Below are 17,353 nucleotides of genomic sequence, written 5' to 3'. Positions count from 1 at the left end.
CACTTTTTTTATACTTTCTGTATTTACACCAGTTCGTCGGTCGATGCGTCCTCTTTATGCTTGTTTCTTTTTACGAATGCCATAGCAATAGCAGCCAGAATAATTAAGGTGAGGACAATACTACCGATAGTGGTAATATTTTCTGCTTTCTTAAACGCTTTATCCTCGTAGGTAAACTTGATTTCATGTTTACCTGCTGGTACTTTAATACCTCTTAAAACATAGTTTACGCAATAGATCGGCGTTTCTTTACCATCCACAAATGCTTTCCAGTTTTCCGGATAATAGATTTCGGAAAATACGGCGAAACCATCATGATCATTTACAGATTCATAGGTTAATGCCGGCAGATCATATTTGGTCAGTTTGATGCGTGCAGTAGAATCTTTCGTGTATTTGTCGGCTCCTATTGCAGCACGGTACTGATCTCGGATTACAGCCGTTTTCAGTGCATTGAATCCATTGTTAAGGCTATCCGGTTTTGCATCCTGGATACTTGGGGCATTCATGCTCAGAATCGTCTCATCAGCTGTTTTGGTAAAGTGAATTTCTGATACAAACCATGCATTGCCCAGTGCATTAGGATTCGGAATTAATCGCTCCTGTCCTGGTTGCTGACCCTGTGTAATGATGTATTTTGTATTCAGCATGTTCAGTACTGAACTGTTCAATTTGCTGATTTGTGTTTCGATCAGATCCTGGTAAATCTGCAGTTTTGCAGCGTGATACCCGCCTATTGTTTTATAGAAATAGGAAGATTTGGCATCATTGAATGTATTGATAGACAGATCCAGCACACGGAAGTCAGGGTCTTTGTCTTTCAGGATTTCGACATCTACCGGGCGCGGTGTATAATAGTTCTGCTCCAGGGTTGCCGCATCGGTATAAGTCTCTTCATGCTCATAGCGGTGTCCTACACCCCATAAGTCAATAATACAGAACAGTCCCAGTAAGGCAACCGCAATATTTTTCTGTAATTTCTCTGTAGCATATGCCCATATTGCACCAGCGGCAATCAGAATGAATAACAGGCTGCGGAAGCTGTCTTTCAGTGCCAGTGACTGGCGGTCTTCTCTGATGGCTTTCAGTAGATTATTGGCATGCTCTCCGTAAGATTTTGCCATTTCTGCATCGCCGTCTCCTTTAAAGCTCATCATCGTCTGGCTGTACAGCAGGATCAGTACCGTTAAGCCACCGGTAATGTACAATGCTTTTTTCAGCATAGCTATGCGCTGCTCCTTTGTATAGCGATCGCTCATGAACTCGTGCAGTCCCCAGAAGCCCAGTAAAGGGAATAATATTCCGGTGATAGACAGCGCCATGCTCGGCGTTCTGAACTTGTTGTATAATGGCAGATGGTCGAACAGGAAGTAGTTGAATGCTTCGAAGTTTTTACCCCATGACAGCATCATAAATAATACTGACAATGCCGTAATCCACCATTTTAAAGGGCTCTTGATTGCAAACAATGCTAATACAAACAGGAAGCAAACAATCGCACCAAAGTAGATAGGGCCGGAAAGGAATGGTTGTGGTCCCCAGTAGGTTGGTGCTCTGGAAGTCATCTGCTCTACCTGGTAGTCCTGTACACCCAGCTCAGAAAGAGCCTCGCCGAACTTGGAATTTGTACCGATGTTTTCACCACTCTGTCCGCCGTACAGGTTCGGTACCAGGATACAGAATGTCTCTCCGATACCATTGCTCCACTGGAAGGCATAGTCTTTGGATAAGCCACTTTTATTCTTATTCTCTTCGGGGTTGTCTTTTTTGTTGATGGTTAACTCGCTGGCATTACCCCTGATAGAATACTTACTGTAGTCTGAGGTGATGATGATGCTGGCATAGTTAAGCAGGAGGGATACCCCTGACAGCAGCAGGATCAGTAAAGAGCCTTTGACAAAAGACATCAGCTGGTTTTTGCGAATGGCAATAAACAGGAATGCCAATCCTAATACTGCAAAAACGATAACGCCGTAATAAATAATCTGGAAGTGATTGGCCCCGATAAACAAAGCCATGTATATGCCGAATAACAATGTACCTAAGGTATACTTGCCACGGTAAATATAAATGATACCTGCAATGACTCCGGGGAATAGCAACAGGTCTATCATTTTGGTCACGTGTCCTGCCGCAATAATGATGAAGTGGTAGGAGGTGAATGCAAATGCAACCGCGGCTATTCCGCTTAACCATGTATTGAGTCGCAGTGCCTTCATGAGCAGGAAAAAGCTCACCATAGCCATGAAGAAGAGCGTAATCGGGTTAAGGCTGCCGTCTTCCGGCTGCAATTGTACTTTTCCAAATATGGTATTGTACCAGTTGGCAGAGCTTGGCTGATAGATCATTGAAGCAGGAGACCCGCCGAACATGGAGTTAGACCAGCCCGGTCCTTTACCATTTACGGCATAATAATCTCTGGCTTCTTTACTCATATACATCCAGCTGATGGTATCATGTGGAGCTATGCGGTTACCTTTAAGGGCCGGAGCACAGTATAGTGCGCTAATAATCAGAAATGCAATGATGACTATAGCATCAGGCAGGAATCTTTTTATTCCGTTTGTTTTTTGCATGTGATAAAAAAAGATTTTGGATAAGCAACAAAAATAAAAAGTTTATTCAATTTTTGCATTAATTCAATCTTTAATCAGAAAACAAGAAAGAACATTGTAATATGGATAGAATCGCTAGACTTAAAGAATTTTTGGCCCAATCACCTCAAGATCCTTTTCTCGTGCATGCTTTGGCACTGGAGTATGTGAAAAATGATGCCCTTGAAGATGCAGAAAAATATTTTTATGATAACTTAAAAGACAGGCCGGAATATGTTGCAACCTATTATCATTTAGGTAAGCTGCTGGAGCGTACAGGTAAGGAATCGGCTGCTGCGGAAATATATGAGGCGGGGATTGAGCGTGCCCGTGCTGCCGGTGATATGCATGCCATGGGGGAGCTGCGGTCTGCCCTGGATAATCTTCTTTAAAAAAAATATTGCCCTGTAAACCAACCCTTTTATTTTAGGACCTGTCTACCTTGTTAAGGGTATTTGTATGTACAAGTTATTGTTAAGAAACTTTAAAATTTTTTTCCTTTAAAATATAAGAAATTGATAATAATTTTTTTATATTCGTGAAGCAAACTACTATATAAGGAATTTTAAAATTTAAAGTATGAAGCAAAACTTTACGTTTATAGAGAGAGCGAAACATTGGCTTTTCTCTTTACTGCTTATCCCGCTGGCGTTTATGCCGCGTTTAAGCCATGCTGTTGTCTATACAATAGGTACTACGGGTACAGCAAACAGCACAACTGGGGTTGTGCCGTACTCTACCTACTATCATGATAACAGAATACAATATCTGTATCTTGCATCTGAGCTGACTGCTGCAGGTGCTACTGCCGGTAATATTAACAGCCTTGGCTTTAATATTACTGCATTGGGTTCTCCGACTCCGTTGAATGTAAACATCAAGATTGCTGGTATATCTAATACCATCACTACGATTAGTGCATTACAGACAACTGGTATGACGAATGTGTATACTGCTGCCACTATGACTCCGGTTGTAGGATGGAACACGTATACCTTTACAACTCCATATTTCTGGAATGGTGTAGACAATATCCTGATCGAGGTATGTAGAGACAATACCAGCTATAGTGCAAACTATGGCTTTAGATGTACTACATTCACTACCACCCGTACGTTTGGTTACTATGCTGATGGTGTTGCAGGTTGTTCGATGACAACTGGGAACACTGCCGGTGCAACTGCATTTTTAAGCAGACCGGATGCACAGTTCGATATCGTAACTGGTCCTGCATGTACTAACCCACCTCTGGCCGGTACTCCGGTTCTTGTAGATTCTACCTGTCCTAACGTAGCATTTGCGTTGGTAGACACCGGTGCTACAATCGGTAGTGGTATGACTTACCAATGGGAGCAATCAGCAACCGGTGCTGCCGGTTCCTGGTCAAATGTAACCGGTGCGGTAAGCCCTAACTCTTTCCTGTCTGCAGGTATTACAGCTAATACTTATTTCCGTATGAAAGCGGTATGTAGCGGTGGTACTCCGGTTTACTCTACTGCTAAAATGGTTGCAGTAAAAAGCTGGCTGAACTGTTTCTGTGTACCAAGCTTCCAATATGGTTGTACTTTGGGCCAGATCAACAGCTTCTCTACTACAGGTGCTATGGTGAACATCAGCAACCTGAACTCTGGTTGTTCTCCTGCCAGCTATGGTAACTTCATGGCAATGGCGATTTCAAATGCTGCAGGTTTCCCGTTCAACTTTAATGTAAGCTTACTTACTTATGGTAGCGGTGTTATGATCTGGGCTGACTGGAACCACGATGGTGTGTTCAGTACTTCTGAGATTTGTGCAAACTCCGGCGCTACCCTGGTAACCAGCGGTACCTTTACCGGTACGATCACTCCTCCTGTAACTGCACTGGCTGGTCCTACGCGTTTACGAGTAAGAGTGGTATATAATACTACTAACTTTGATCCATGTGCAACATACAGTTATGGTGAGACAGAAGATTACACAATCAACGTTGTAACTCCTCCTGTTTGTAGCACAGTTACTTTCCCTACTAACGTTCACTCTGATGCATCTCCTGGTAAATTATGTGTTACCGGTAATGTAGTATTGACTATTGACTCCCTGATGCCTCAGGCCAGCGGAATCACTTATCAATGGCAAAGTGCACCTGCTGCTACTGGCCCATGGACTAACCTGGGTACTGCTTCAGCAACTCCTGGTGGTAGCGTTACCGGTCTTACTACAACTACATACTATCGTATGCAGGTACTGTGTAACGGTTCTCCGGCAGTAACCTCTTCTGTAGATACTGTTATTGTAAATAACCCTGGTACCGTAACCGGTACAAATGGTCAGCGTTGCGGACCTGGTCAGGTATCTCTGAGTGCAACACCTTCTATCGCAGGTACGCAGATCAACTGGTACACTGGCGCAACAGGTGGTTTACCTGTAGGTACCGGTGCTACATATGTAACTCCGTACATCCCTACAACTACTAACTTCTATGCTGCTGCCGCTTCTGGTACCAGTCCGGTTTCTCAGTGGGTAGGTACAGGTACGACTGCGTTAAGCACACCTAACCCTTATTATAACTATTACTACGGTTGTAAAAACCAATTCCTGATCCGTGCATCAGAACTGATTGCAGCTGGTTTCGGTCCTGGTACTATCCAGTCTCTTGCATTCAAAGTAATCGGTGCCAATTCCCTGGCTCTGACCAACTTTGAAATCAAAATGAAGCAAACGTCTCTGACTGCTTTATCTACATGGGAAACTGGTCTGACTTCTGTATATACCAATGCTTCATACTTACCGACTGCTTCCAGCACTAACGTGCACACACTGAGCACTCCGTTTGTATGGGATGGTGCATCTAACATTGTTATTGAAACTTGTTTCAACAATACCTCATATGTATCTGGTAACACCGTAGAAGGTAGTACTACAAGCTTTACTTCATCATTATATTACTATGGTGATAATGCAGTAGTATGTTCTGCTCCGGCTACTGTGTACACGAGTACAACACGTCCTAACATCCGTTTCAACATGCTGGTGGGTTGTGAATCTCCGCGTGTACCGGTTACTGCTACAATCAACCCTGGCCCTGCTGCAACTAAATCAGCTCCTCCGGTTGTATGTAATAATGCAGTTGCGACTTTATCCATGACCCCTCCGACTCCGAATCCTTATACTCCATATAAATGGTATCCTATTACAGAATTATATACTGATGCTGCTGCAACTATTCCATACACTGGTGGTTCTGCGAATACAGTTTATATGAAATCTTCTGTAGCTGGTCAGCATACTTATTATGCAATCGGTGGCGATACTACTGTAGCGGCTACTACTTGTTCAAGAGCTGATACCTTTAATGTATGGGTACAACCAGGTAACCAAACAATTACCGGATTCCCGGATACGATCTGTAACAGTGGTACAACTGTACTGACAGTAGTACCTACCAATAACTATTATCCTAACAGCCTGCAATGGCAACAGTCTAATGACAATGGTGTTACTTATGTGAATATAGCCAGTGCTAACGGTACAAGCTATACCACTGCATCGCTGACAGCTAACAAATACTATCGTCTGATGGTAAATGCGGGTTCTAGCGTATGTGCTTCACCTACCAAATACATTGTAGTTTCTACACCAAGCTTTGTATCTAAGAAAGACAGTATGCATTGCGGACCGGGTTCTGTAACCCTGGAAGCTAATACTGCAGGTAACAGTACACCAAAATGGTACGAAAGTGCAAATGGTGGTATTGCAATCGGTTCCGGTTCTCCTTGGCAGACACCATACCTGACACAAACAGATACTTTCTGGGTAGTTGCAGGTGGTGGTATGACGCCAACTAATGTGAATATCGGTACAGGTACTACGACCAGTACTGGTGCGGTATCTCCATTCTACGGATCTGGCGGTGGTTTCAGACACCAATACCTGATCACTGCTGCGGAAATGACTGCTGCAGGTGCAACAGGTGGTTCTAAAATTCTGAACCTGGCATTTGATGTAGTTACTTCAGGTGCTACTTATAACGGATTTGCGGTGAAAATGGGTAATACTACAGCTACAACTTTAGTAACCAGCTCATGGTTACCGGTTACAGATGTAAAACTGCCTGCTAACTGGACTACAACTACTGGTTATAATACCCTGACATTTGACGTACCATTCGTTTGGGATGGTGTATCTAATGTGGTAGTACAAACTTGTTGGAGTAATAACAACTCTACTAATACATCTAATACTGTTAGATATCATACAACTACAGCTGCTGCTACACACTATAATACTTCTTATAGCTTTACACCAGCCGATGCTTGTAACTATACTGCAACCGGTTCTGTACTGAGTCAAAGACCAAATATGCGCTTCCTGATCACTAAACCTTGTGAATCAACACCACGTCAAATGGTAATTGCGTATATCCGTCCGGTACCAGCTCCGAACCTGGGTGCGAACATCGATACTTGTATCAACCAGGGCAGCACAATTACCCTGAACCCTGGTACCCTGCCTGATAACCCTGTATTTGTATGGGATAACGGTGCAACTACACCGACAAGAGGTGTGATGCAAACTGGTATCTACAATGTGAAAGTAACCAACACATATGGTTGCGTAGGCAGAGATACGATTGATGTAAACATGAAATGGAATCCTGTTGTAGACTTAGCGGCTAATGGTACAGGTCTGTGTCTGGGTGGTACAAAAGTTCTGGATGCCGGTACAGGCGGTCTGAACGGCGGTAACTACTACTGGAACACAGGTGCAACCAGCAGAACGGTTACTATTTCTAATCCAGGAACATATATTGCTTATGTAACCAGCAACCAAGGCTGTCTGACCATTGATACAGTAGATATCGTACCAAGCGGTTATATGCCAACAGTTGATGCGATCATTACTCAGCCATTATCTGCAACCGGCTTCAAGTTCTCTGTACTGAATCCTCAGAATGTTGCCAACTTCGTTTGGAACTTTGGTGACGGATCTGCACCAGTTACTGTGCCTGTTACTACGTCAACAGTAGGTTTAACTAACCACACATTCCCTGGTGGCGGTAACTACAACGTGACACTGAAAACATACAGCGTCTGCGGTGATATTACAGACAGTACTATGGTAACTATTATCGGCGGTACAAGTATCAATGATATGGACAAAGATGCCAAACTGGTACAGGTTTATCCTAACCCGAATAATGGCGATGTACTGTATGTTGAATCTGTAGGAGCAGTTAAAGTGAAAGAGCTAGTTATCTACAATGCTATCGGACAAGAGGTCTTAAAAGTGAATGCTTTTGAATCTACTACCAATAAGCATAAAGTAACCCTGCCACAACACCTGGCTGCCGGTATATACAACATCCGCATCAGTACTGATAAAGGATTGACAACACGTAAACTTGAAATTGCTAAATAATTTATAGCAATTCCATTATAAAAAAAAGGCCAGCCGTAAGGTTGGCCTTTTTTTTATGGCTATGCCTGCAGGCAACCACCGGAGTCGGGGCAAATGGGCGCCCTAAAACGGGTGGAATACAGGAATATTACCGGTCTTTTTTTGCTTAAAGAGGATACTTAATTTTTTATATGGAATATTTTTAAAGATATACCAACCTTTATTTACAGGGAGATGTCTAATTAAAGATGAGAGAGCTGTATTTGGATCATAATCATATTATGATCTGTTTATGGCTGTCTCCATTGCTGTAATATTTAATTCAAACCACTTATCACTATTACCAACTAATAAATTTTAGAAGTATGAATCGGAAATTTACATTAGGCAGGCAGCTGTTTATGCTGCTAATGCTGGTGTTGGGTACCGGGGGTATAATGAAAGGCTATGGCCAGTATTGTACACCACCATACACGTCCGGCTGTACGGATGACTATATTCAGTCATTCTCCACAACCGGTGGTACAACCAACATTTCGAATCTCAACTCTGGGTCTTCCTCTGCCACCTCATGCTTCAGCAACAAGACGACGCTGGTGCATACGGCTACGGCCACGACCACAGTTAACTTTACCATTCTGAACTGCCCCGGTTGGGGAGAAGGCTACAAAATATTTGTAGACTGGAATGAAGACGGGGACTTCCTGGATGCAGGAGAAATCGTGTATAGCCCCACTGCAATACAAGCTGCCGGAGCCACTGCCACAGGATCATTTGTGATTCCTGCAGGAACTACTCCTGGTAATAAACGCCTGAGGGTGCGTTGTGTATTTAATACCACTACATTCGACGGTTGTAGTAGCCAGGGTTTCGGTGAGACAGAAGATTACACCTTAACTGTAATCCCTTCAGCACCTTGTACCAATCCTGCTACACCAGGTACTATAGCTACCAGCGTTCCGGATTCTACTTGCCCTAACGTTGCATTTACTTTAGCGACTACAGGTACATCTCTGGGTTCTGGTATGGCTTATCAATGGGAACAATCCGCTACCGGTACTGCCGGTTCCTGGACCAATGTTACCGGTGGTACTACGCTGAACTATACTGTAGCCGGTATTACCGCGAATACTTACTATCGCCTGAAATCAATCTGTAGCGGTGGTACACCAGTATTCAGCAATGAAAAACTGGTTGCTGTAAAAAGCTTTATCAACTGTTACTGTACGCCTGTATATACTTCCGGTTGTACCAATGGTGGTACGATCAACGGCTTCTCCACTACCGGTGCGATTGCCAATGTAAACAACCTGAATACCGGTTGTGCCAGTGGTAACCTTGGTTATTCCAACTATGCCGCATTTACGGTAACCGCAGCGCAGACATTTGCATTCAACTTTAAAGTAGATATCTCTGCTTTCGGTTCTGGTGTAAAAATCTGGGCAGACTGGAACCATGATGGTGTTTTTGACCCTACAACAGAACTGTGTGCTGCTTCTGCGGCTACAATTGCTGCCGGTAGCTCTTACACCGGTACCATCACTCCTCCTGCAACAGCCCTTACCGGCCCTACACGTTTGAGAGTAAGAGCCGTAGAAGGTTCTACAACCTTTACGCCTTGTGGCAGCCAGACCTGGGGTGAAACAGAAGATTATACGATCAGTATCATCGTACCTCCTGCGTGTAGCACCGTTACTTTCCCTTCTAATGTTCATGCGATCGTAGATCCGAGTGCATTATGTGTAACCGGAAATGTAAGTCTGACTATCGATTCATTAATGCCTCCTGCAACTGGTATTACCTACCAATGGCAGAGCTCTCCTAACGGCCTTGCACCCTGGACCAATGTAGGTACTGCAGGTGCCAGCTCAAGTGCTACGGCAAATGGCGTTACTGCAACTACTTATTATCGCTTACAAGTATTATGTAATGGCTCTCCGGTAGTTACCACATCAACCGATACGGTGATTGTAACCAATCCGGGAACGGTAAATGCCGTAAACGGACAACGTTGCGGACCAGGCCAGGTACAGATCGGTGCTACACCAACCATCCCTGCAAGCCAGGTATTATGGTATACCGCTGCAACCGGTGGTCTGTCTATCGGAACGGGTACACCATTTAATACACCATATATTACCGGTACAACGACTTTCTACGCTGCGGCAGGTTCGGGTACAACCAACTATGCTACAGGTAAAATAACCCCTACTTCTACCAGCGGTAACTCCGGCTTCAGTGATGTAGGTTTAATGTTCAATGCATTAGCTCCGTTCACTATTCAGAGTGTGGATGTATACCCAATGAGTACTACATCTACCACCGGTACAATTACCATCGCGCTGAAAAACTCAGCAGGTACGACTTTACAGTCTACAACGGCCAATGTAACCGTGAGCGCTGCAGGTGCCTTGAATACAGTACCACTGAACTTTACCGTGCCTGCAGGGACTAACTACCGTCTGGTAGTAACCGCTGCGACAGGTATGACTACACTGATCCGTGAATCCGGTACAGGATTTACCTTCCCTTATAATGTAGCAGGTATCAGTTCTATCACTTCATCTTATACTGGTGGTGCCTCAACTGCATTCTACTATTACTTCTATAACTGGATATTAAAAGTAGGTTGTGAATCTCCTCGTGTACCAGTTGTGGCTACTGTAAATGCCGGACCGGCTGCAACCAAATCTGCACCACCGGTAGTATGTAACAATGCTGTTGCTACACTGTCTATCACCCCTCCGACACCAAATCCGTATACTCCATACGTTTGGTATCCGACTACAGATTTGTATACCGACGCTGCTGCAACTATTCCGTACACCGGAGGTTCTGCAAACACTGTATATATGAAATCATCAGTAGCAGGACAACACACTTATTTTGCAATCGGTGGTGATACTACAGCAGCATCTACTACCTGTTCCAGAGCAGATACCTTTAGAGTATGGGTACAACCAGGTAATGTAACAATTACTGCAGCTCCTGATACGATCTGTACCAGCGGTGCATCACTGTTATCACTGAATCCTGGTACCAATTATTACACCGGCAGCATTCAATGGCAGGAGTCACTGAATGGCGGTGCAACATATACCAATATTGCCGGTGCAACAGGTGTGACTTATATGACACCTACACTGACAACAAACAGATTCTATCGTGCGCTTATCTCTGCAAGCAGTGCAACCTGTCAGCAACCTGTGAAACAGATTGTGATTGCTAACCCGACGCTGATCTCTAAAACAGATAGCTTCAATTGCGGACCAGGCCAGGTTACACTGAAAGCCGTAACAGGCGGTAACAGTACTGCAAAATGGTATGAAAACAGTGCCGGCGGTTCTCCTATCGGTACCGGTTCTCCATGGCAAACTCCGTTCCTGACACAAACCGATACCTTCTGGGTTGTAGGTGGTGTAGGTGGTTCTGCACCAAGCAGTGTCGCTATCGGAAATGGTACAACAGTTAGTACAGGTGCCGTTACACCATTCTATGGCGTATGGGGTGGATACAGACACCAGTTCCTGATTACAGCCTCTGAATTACTGGCTGCGGGTGCTACTATGGGTGCTACGATCAACTCCCTGGCATTTGATGTAGTGGCTCCGGGATCTGCCGGTGGTACTACCTACAGCGGCTTTGCTGTAAGCATGGGTCAGACTACTGCTACGGCATTGACTACTGCAACATGGATTGCCACTACTCAGGTAAAAAATCCAGCGAACTGGACAACGTCTATCGGTCTGAATACACTTAATTTCGATGTTCCGTTTACATGGGATGGTGTATCTAACATCGTAGTACAAACCTGTTGGAGTAATAATAACAACTCGAATCCGATCAGTACGGTAAGATACCATACAACATCTTTTGTATCGACACACTACAACAACCAGGATAATGTAACGCCTGCTGTAAAATGTAGCAATACCGGTACAGGTTCTACCATTACGCAGAGACCAAATATGATACTGGGTATCAAACCTTGTGAATCGGCTCCACGTCAGATGGTTATTGCAACCATCCATCCGGTACCAGCTCCTAACCTGGGACCAAACATCGACACCTGTATTAATCAGGGCGCTGCGATTACTTTGAATCCGGGTACGATACCTAATGTACCAGTATACTTATGGGATAATGGTGCGACTACTGCAACAAGAGATGTAACACAAACTGGTGTATACAATGTAAAAGTGACCAATACATTCGGTTGTGTGGGCAGAGATACTATTAATGTAAACATGAAATGGAATCCTGTTGTAGATCTTGGTGCAAACGGAACAGGCCTGTGTCTGGGGGGTACTAAAGTACTGGATGCCGGTACTGGCGGTCTGAATGGTGGTAACTATTACTGGAATACCGGTGCAACAACCAGAACCATTACGATCACTAATCCGGGTACATACATCGCTTATGTAACCAGTAACCAAGGCTGTCTGACTATTGATACTGTAGCGATCACACCTAGTGGTTATATGCCTACAGTGGATGGTATTGTAACACAGCCATTAACTGCGAGCAGCTTTAAATTCTCCGCACTGAATCCTCAGAATGTAACCAGCTTTACCTGGAACTTTGGTGACGGCTCGGCTCCGGTAACGGTACCTGCAACTGCTTCATCAGTAGGGCTGACCAATCACGTGTTCACAGGTGGTGGTAACTACAATGTAAGACTGACTACATACAGTGTCTGCGGCGATATTATGGACAGCACTATGGTAACGATTGTAGGTGGTACCGGTATCAATGACATCGATAGAGATGCCAAACTGGTTCAGATCTATCCTAATCCGAACGATGGTAACATCCTGTACATCGAAGCGATCGGTAATGTAAAAGTTACAGAGATCACTATGTACAATGTTTTAGGACAGGAGATCTATACGCTTAAATCGTTTGATGGCAGCACAAATAAACATAAAGTGACACTGCCTCAGCAACTGGCTTCCGGTGTGTACAATATCCGTATTAATACGAATAAAGGCATGACGACCAGGAAACTGGAGATAGTGAAATAGTACTTTTTCTTATCCTTAAATACCTAAAAGAGGCATGTAGTTTACTGCATGCCTCTTTTTTATGCATTATGAAATTGATTGTTTAATTAAAGTTTACATATTTTACACTTGTATGTGAAAATATTCATACTTTAGCAATTGTTTCTCATTTCTGCTAATAGTTGTTTTATAAGTTGTACCTACTATTACCAACAAGATAAAGCTACAATTCATTACAGGGCATGAGAGATATGCATTCTCCACATGTAAACCTTTAAGTATGAACCTGAAATTTATTCATCTTCGCGGCATCATCTGCATTATGATGCTGCTCGGACTGGGTATCAAAAGCAATGCCCAGACCTATTGCAGCCCCACTTACAACTATGGTTGTGATGACGACTACATCCAATCTTTTTCTACTACCGGGGGAGTCACCAACATTACGAATCTGAACTCAGGATCCTCAGTTGCCACAGCATGTATCAGCAACCAGACCTCGATGCTCCACACGACTACAGCAGGCGCAACAGTTAACTTTACTATTGTCAATAATCCTGGCTGGAGTGAGGGTTATAAAATTTTCGTTGACTGGAATGAAGATGGCGATTTTACCGATCCGGGTGAGATTGTTTATGATCCGACAGCAACACTTTCTTCCGGAGCTACTGCCTCAGGTTCTTTTACAGTTCCGGCCAGTACAACAGCGGGAAGTAAGAGAATGCGTGTAAGATGTTCTTACAGCTCTACCGTATTTGATGGTTGCAGCTCGGCAGATTATGGAGAAGTCGAAGATTATACCCTTCTGGTTACTCCATCTACTCCTTGTACTAACCCTCCGACTGCAGGTACAGTAGCGACCAGCGTTCCGGATTCCATATGTCCTAATATCTCTTTCGCTTTAGCGAGCACAGGTACAGGCCTGGGCGGTGGTATGACCTACCAGTGGGAGCAGTCTCCTACCGGAGTTGCAGGTAGCTGGACAGATGTTACGGGTGCAACCAATATCACATACACCCTTTCTGCAGGTATTTCAGCGACTACCTATTTCCGTCTTAAAGTTATTTGTAGTGGTGGTACACCAGTATATACCAATGCAAAACAAGTATTGAAGAAAAACTTCATGAACTGCTTCTGTACACCTACCTATTCGTACGGCTGTACTTACGGTGGTACCATTAATGGTTTTGCGACAAGTGGTGCGCAGGTGGATATCAGTAACCTGAATACCGGTTGTGCAAGCGGCGGTGCGGGTTATTCTGACTATACCTCTATGGCCATTTCTGCAGTACAATCTTTACCATTCACATTTACTGTAAATATTTCTGCTTACGAAACCGGCGTGAAAATCTGGGCTGACTGGAACCATGACGGTATCTTTGATCCGGTTACAGAATTATGTTCAGCGTCTGCAAATACCATTCCTGCAGGTTCTTCATTTACTGGCCTGATCACTCCGCCATTAACAGCACTGACCGGTCCTACCAGGATCCGTGTACGTGGGGTAGAAGGTTCTACAACCTTTGGTCCATGTGCTTCTGCTTATTATGGAGAAGCTGAAGATTATACCATTAATATTATTGCATTACCACCTTGTACCAATCCGCCGACACCAGGCGCTATTGCTGCAAGTGTGCCGGATTCTATCTGTCCTAATATCGCCTTTGCGCTTAATACAACCGGTACCAGTTATGGTAGTGGTATGGTATACCAGTGGGAGCAATCTCCTACCGGAGCAGCAGGTAGCTGGACAGATGTTACGGGTGCCAACACTGTGTACTATATGATGACAGCAGGTATCAATACCGCTGCTTACTATCGTTTGAAAACATCATGTAGCGGTGGTACACCGGTATACAGCAATGCCAAGCATATTACGATTAAGAACTTCATTAACTGTTATTGTACACCGACGTATACTTATGGTTGTACCTATGGTGGTACAATTGATGGCTTTGCCACAACAGGTGCTATGATAGATGTGAGCAATCTGAGTACCGGTTGCGCCAGTGGTGCACTTGGATATTCCGATTACACTTCTATGGCCGTTACGGCAGCCCATTCATTCGGGTTTGACTTTGCGGTAAATATTGCGTCTTACAGCACAGGTGTACGCATCTGGGCAGACTGGAACCATGATGGTGTGTTTGATCCGGTTACAGAATTATGTGCCGCCTCTCCGAATACCATTCCTGCAGGTAGTGCCTTTACCGGTACCATCATTCCTCCTGCTACTGCCTTAACAGGTCCTACCAGAATCCGTGTACGTGGAGTAGAAGGTTCTACCTCATTTGACCCATGTCCGGATTACTATTATGGAGAAACAGAAGATTATACAATTATCATTATTAATCCTCCGGCATGTAGCACCATAACGCTGCCTGCTATACATTCAGTAACAAGCCCTAATTTCCTGTGTTTAAATGGTAATAGTACCTTAGGTATCAATATCAGTATGCCACCGGCTACAGGCTTTACCTATCAATGGCAACGTGCTACTGCAGCAGCAGGTCCGTGGACTAATATCGGCAGCCCGCTGACGACAGTTAACCTTCCGGTTACCGGCATTACCAGTACAACATATTACCGCATGCAGATCCTTTGTGACGGAACACTGGTGCAGACGACTTCTGTAGACAGCGTAGTCGTAGGTGATCCAGGATCTATTACCGCGACAAATGGCCAACGATGCGGAGACGGTTCTGTTGTAATTGGTGCTACGCCAACCAGCGCTTCCAGCCAGGTATTATGGTATGAAGCGGCAACCGGCGGAAACAGCATTGGTACAGGAGCTACATTCAATACTCCTTCCCTGACGGCAACAACTACATTCTATGCAGCGGCCAGCGCAGGTACTTCCGTTTATAATACGGGTAAACCTACACCTACTTCTACTTCCGGTAACAGTGGCTTTAACGACATCGGTTTGATGTTCAATGCCCTGGCACCATTTACCCTGGAAAGTGTCAATGTGTATCCAATGGGTACCTCACCTACTGGAGCGGTAACAATTGCCCTGAAAAATGCTGCCGGTACAACTTTACAATCTGCTACTGCCAGCGTAAATGTTAGTGCAAATGGTACCATGAATGTTGTTCCGCTGAACTTCAGCGTGCCTGCAGGTACTGGTTACAGACTGGTTGTAGTTGCTACATCCGGTATCACTAACCTGGTGCGCGAGTATGCTACCGGTTTCTCTTATCCTTATACCGTTGCAGGTGTATCCAGCATTACCTCAGCTTACTCCGGTGGAGCAACAAGTGATTACTACTATTATTTATACAAATGGGTTGTCAAAACATCTTGTGAATCAGTAAGGGTTCCGGTAGTGGCTACAGTTAATCCTGTACCTATGCCAGACCTGGGACCAGATGTTAACACCTGTGTAGACCAGGGTACAACCATTACACTGGATCCGGGTACTATTCCGAACAGTCCTGTATTTACCTGGGATAATGGTGCGGTTACGCCGACACGTACAGTAGGTCAGAGCGGCATGTATCATGTTGCCGTAGACAATTCATACGGATGTATCGGAAGAGATACTATCGAAGTGCGCCTGAAATGGAATCCGGTTGTAAACCTGGAAGCAGGCGGAACAGGTCTGTGTCTGGGAGGAAGCCGTATACTGGATGCGGGTCCTGGCGGACAAAACGGTGGTACTTATTACTGGAATAACGGTGCAACCACCAGAACAATTTCAATAGCAGGTGAAGGTACGTATGTAGTATATGTAACCAGCAATGAAGGCTGTCTGACAATTGATACCGTTAAAATCATAGCTACCGGATATATGCCGATAGTAGATGGTATCGTTACACAACCTACAGCGGCGAGCAGCTTCAACTTCTCTGCAGTTAACCCTCAGAATGTAACCAGTTTCAAATGGAACTTTGGTGATGGTTCTGCTCCGGTAACGGTTTCTGCAAGCTCTTCCAGCACAGGACAAACTACGCATACTTACCCTGCAGGTGGTAACTACAACGTGAGCCTGACTACATACAGCACCTGCGGTGATGTATTAGACAGCACAATGGTGAGCATTATCGGTACCGGTCTTAATGATGTAGACCAGGTGGGTAAACTGGTACAGGTATATCCAAACCCCAATGACGGAACCATTGCTTATATCAAAATTGATGATGTATCGGTTAAACTGCAATCTCTGGCGATCTATAATGTAATGGGTCAGGAGATAATGCAGGTGCCTTCTTTCGAACAGCATAATGGTACATACAAAGTAGTATTACCAGAGCACCTGGCCGGAGGTATGTATACCTTACGCATTCAGACCAGTAAAGGTCATACGACCAAGAAACTGAATGTAGTTAAGTAAGATACGATCATTTAAACTATATTTGCTTTAACAGAGTAATGGCT

General features: G+C 44.4%; 5 protein-coding genes. 4 read left to right on the top strand and 1 reads right to left on the bottom strand.

The annotated features are described in order from the left end of the window. Window positions 1–23 precede the first annotated feature (23 nt). Window positions 24–2,576: a YfhO family protein gene (locus FTD44_RS05690; protein WP_222165567.1), complete on the bottom strand. Its 2,553-nt coding sequence runs from the start codon at window positions 2,574–2,576 to the stop codon at window positions 24–26. A 101-nt stretch (window positions 2,577–2,677) separates the two neighbouring features. Between FTD44_RS05690 and FTD44_RS05685 the strand changes: the two genes are divergently transcribed. The 4 genes from FTD44_RS05685 (at window position 2,678) to FTD44_RS05670 (ending at window position 17,309) form a co-directional block, all read left to right on the top strand. Next, complete coding sequence (locus FTD44_RS05685) at window positions 2,678–2,986, top strand: hypothetical protein (protein ID WP_222165566.1); 309 nt, start codon at window positions 2,678–2,680, stop codon at window positions 2,984–2,986. Window positions 2,987–3,173: 187 nt separating this feature from the next. Further along, window positions 3,174–7,991 carry a GEVED domain-containing protein gene (locus FTD44_RS05680; protein ID WP_222165565.1) on the top strand — a complete coding sequence of 1,606 codons (4,818 nt, stop codon included), beginning with the start codon at window positions 3,174–3,176 and terminating at the stop codon, window positions 7,989–7,991. Between the two features lie 344 nt (window positions 7,992–8,335). After that, window positions 8,336–12,994: a GEVED domain-containing protein gene (locus FTD44_RS05675; protein WP_222165564.1), complete on the top strand. Its 4,659-nt coding sequence runs from the start codon at window positions 8,336–8,338 to the stop codon at window positions 12,992–12,994. Window positions 12,995–13,253: 259 nt separating this feature from the next. After that, window positions 13,254–17,309 (top strand): GEVED domain-containing protein, encoded by a 4,056-nt coding sequence (locus tag FTD44_RS05670; RefSeq protein WP_222165563.1) that lies wholly within the window; start codon window positions 13,254–13,256, stop codon window positions 17,307–17,309. The last annotated feature ends 44 nt before the right edge of the window (window positions 17,310–17,353 follow it).

Origin of the sequence: Edaphocola aurantiacus (genome assembly GCF_019797745.1) — a bacterium.
GTDB lineage: Bacteria > Bacteroidota > Bacteroidia > Chitinophagales > Chitinophagaceae > Edaphocola > Edaphocola aurantiacus.
The sequence above is the reverse complement of the archived record's forward strand: the minus strand, read 5'-3'. Positions and strand labels throughout refer to the sequence as shown.

Excerpts from the sequence above, each read along its gene's own strand:
- FTD44_RS05690 (WP_222165567.1), bottom strand. The coding sequence starts at position 2,576 with ATGCAAAAAACAAACGGAATAAAAAGATTCCTGCCTGATGCTATAGTC.
- FTD44_RS05685 (WP_222165566.1), top strand. The coding sequence starts at position 2,678 with ATGGATAGAATCGCTAGACTTAAAGAATTTTTGGCCCAATCACCTCAA.
- FTD44_RS05680 (WP_222165565.1), top strand. The coding sequence starts at position 3,174 with ATGAAGCAAAACTTTACGTTTATAGAGAGAGCGAAACATTGGCTTTTC.
- FTD44_RS05675 (WP_222165564.1), top strand. The coding sequence starts at position 8,336 with ATGAATCGGAAATTTACATTAGGCAGGCAGCTGTTTATGCTGCTAATG.
- FTD44_RS05670 (WP_222165563.1), top strand. The coding sequence starts at position 13,254 with ATGAACCTGAAATTTATTCATCTTCGCGGCATCATCTGCATTATGATG.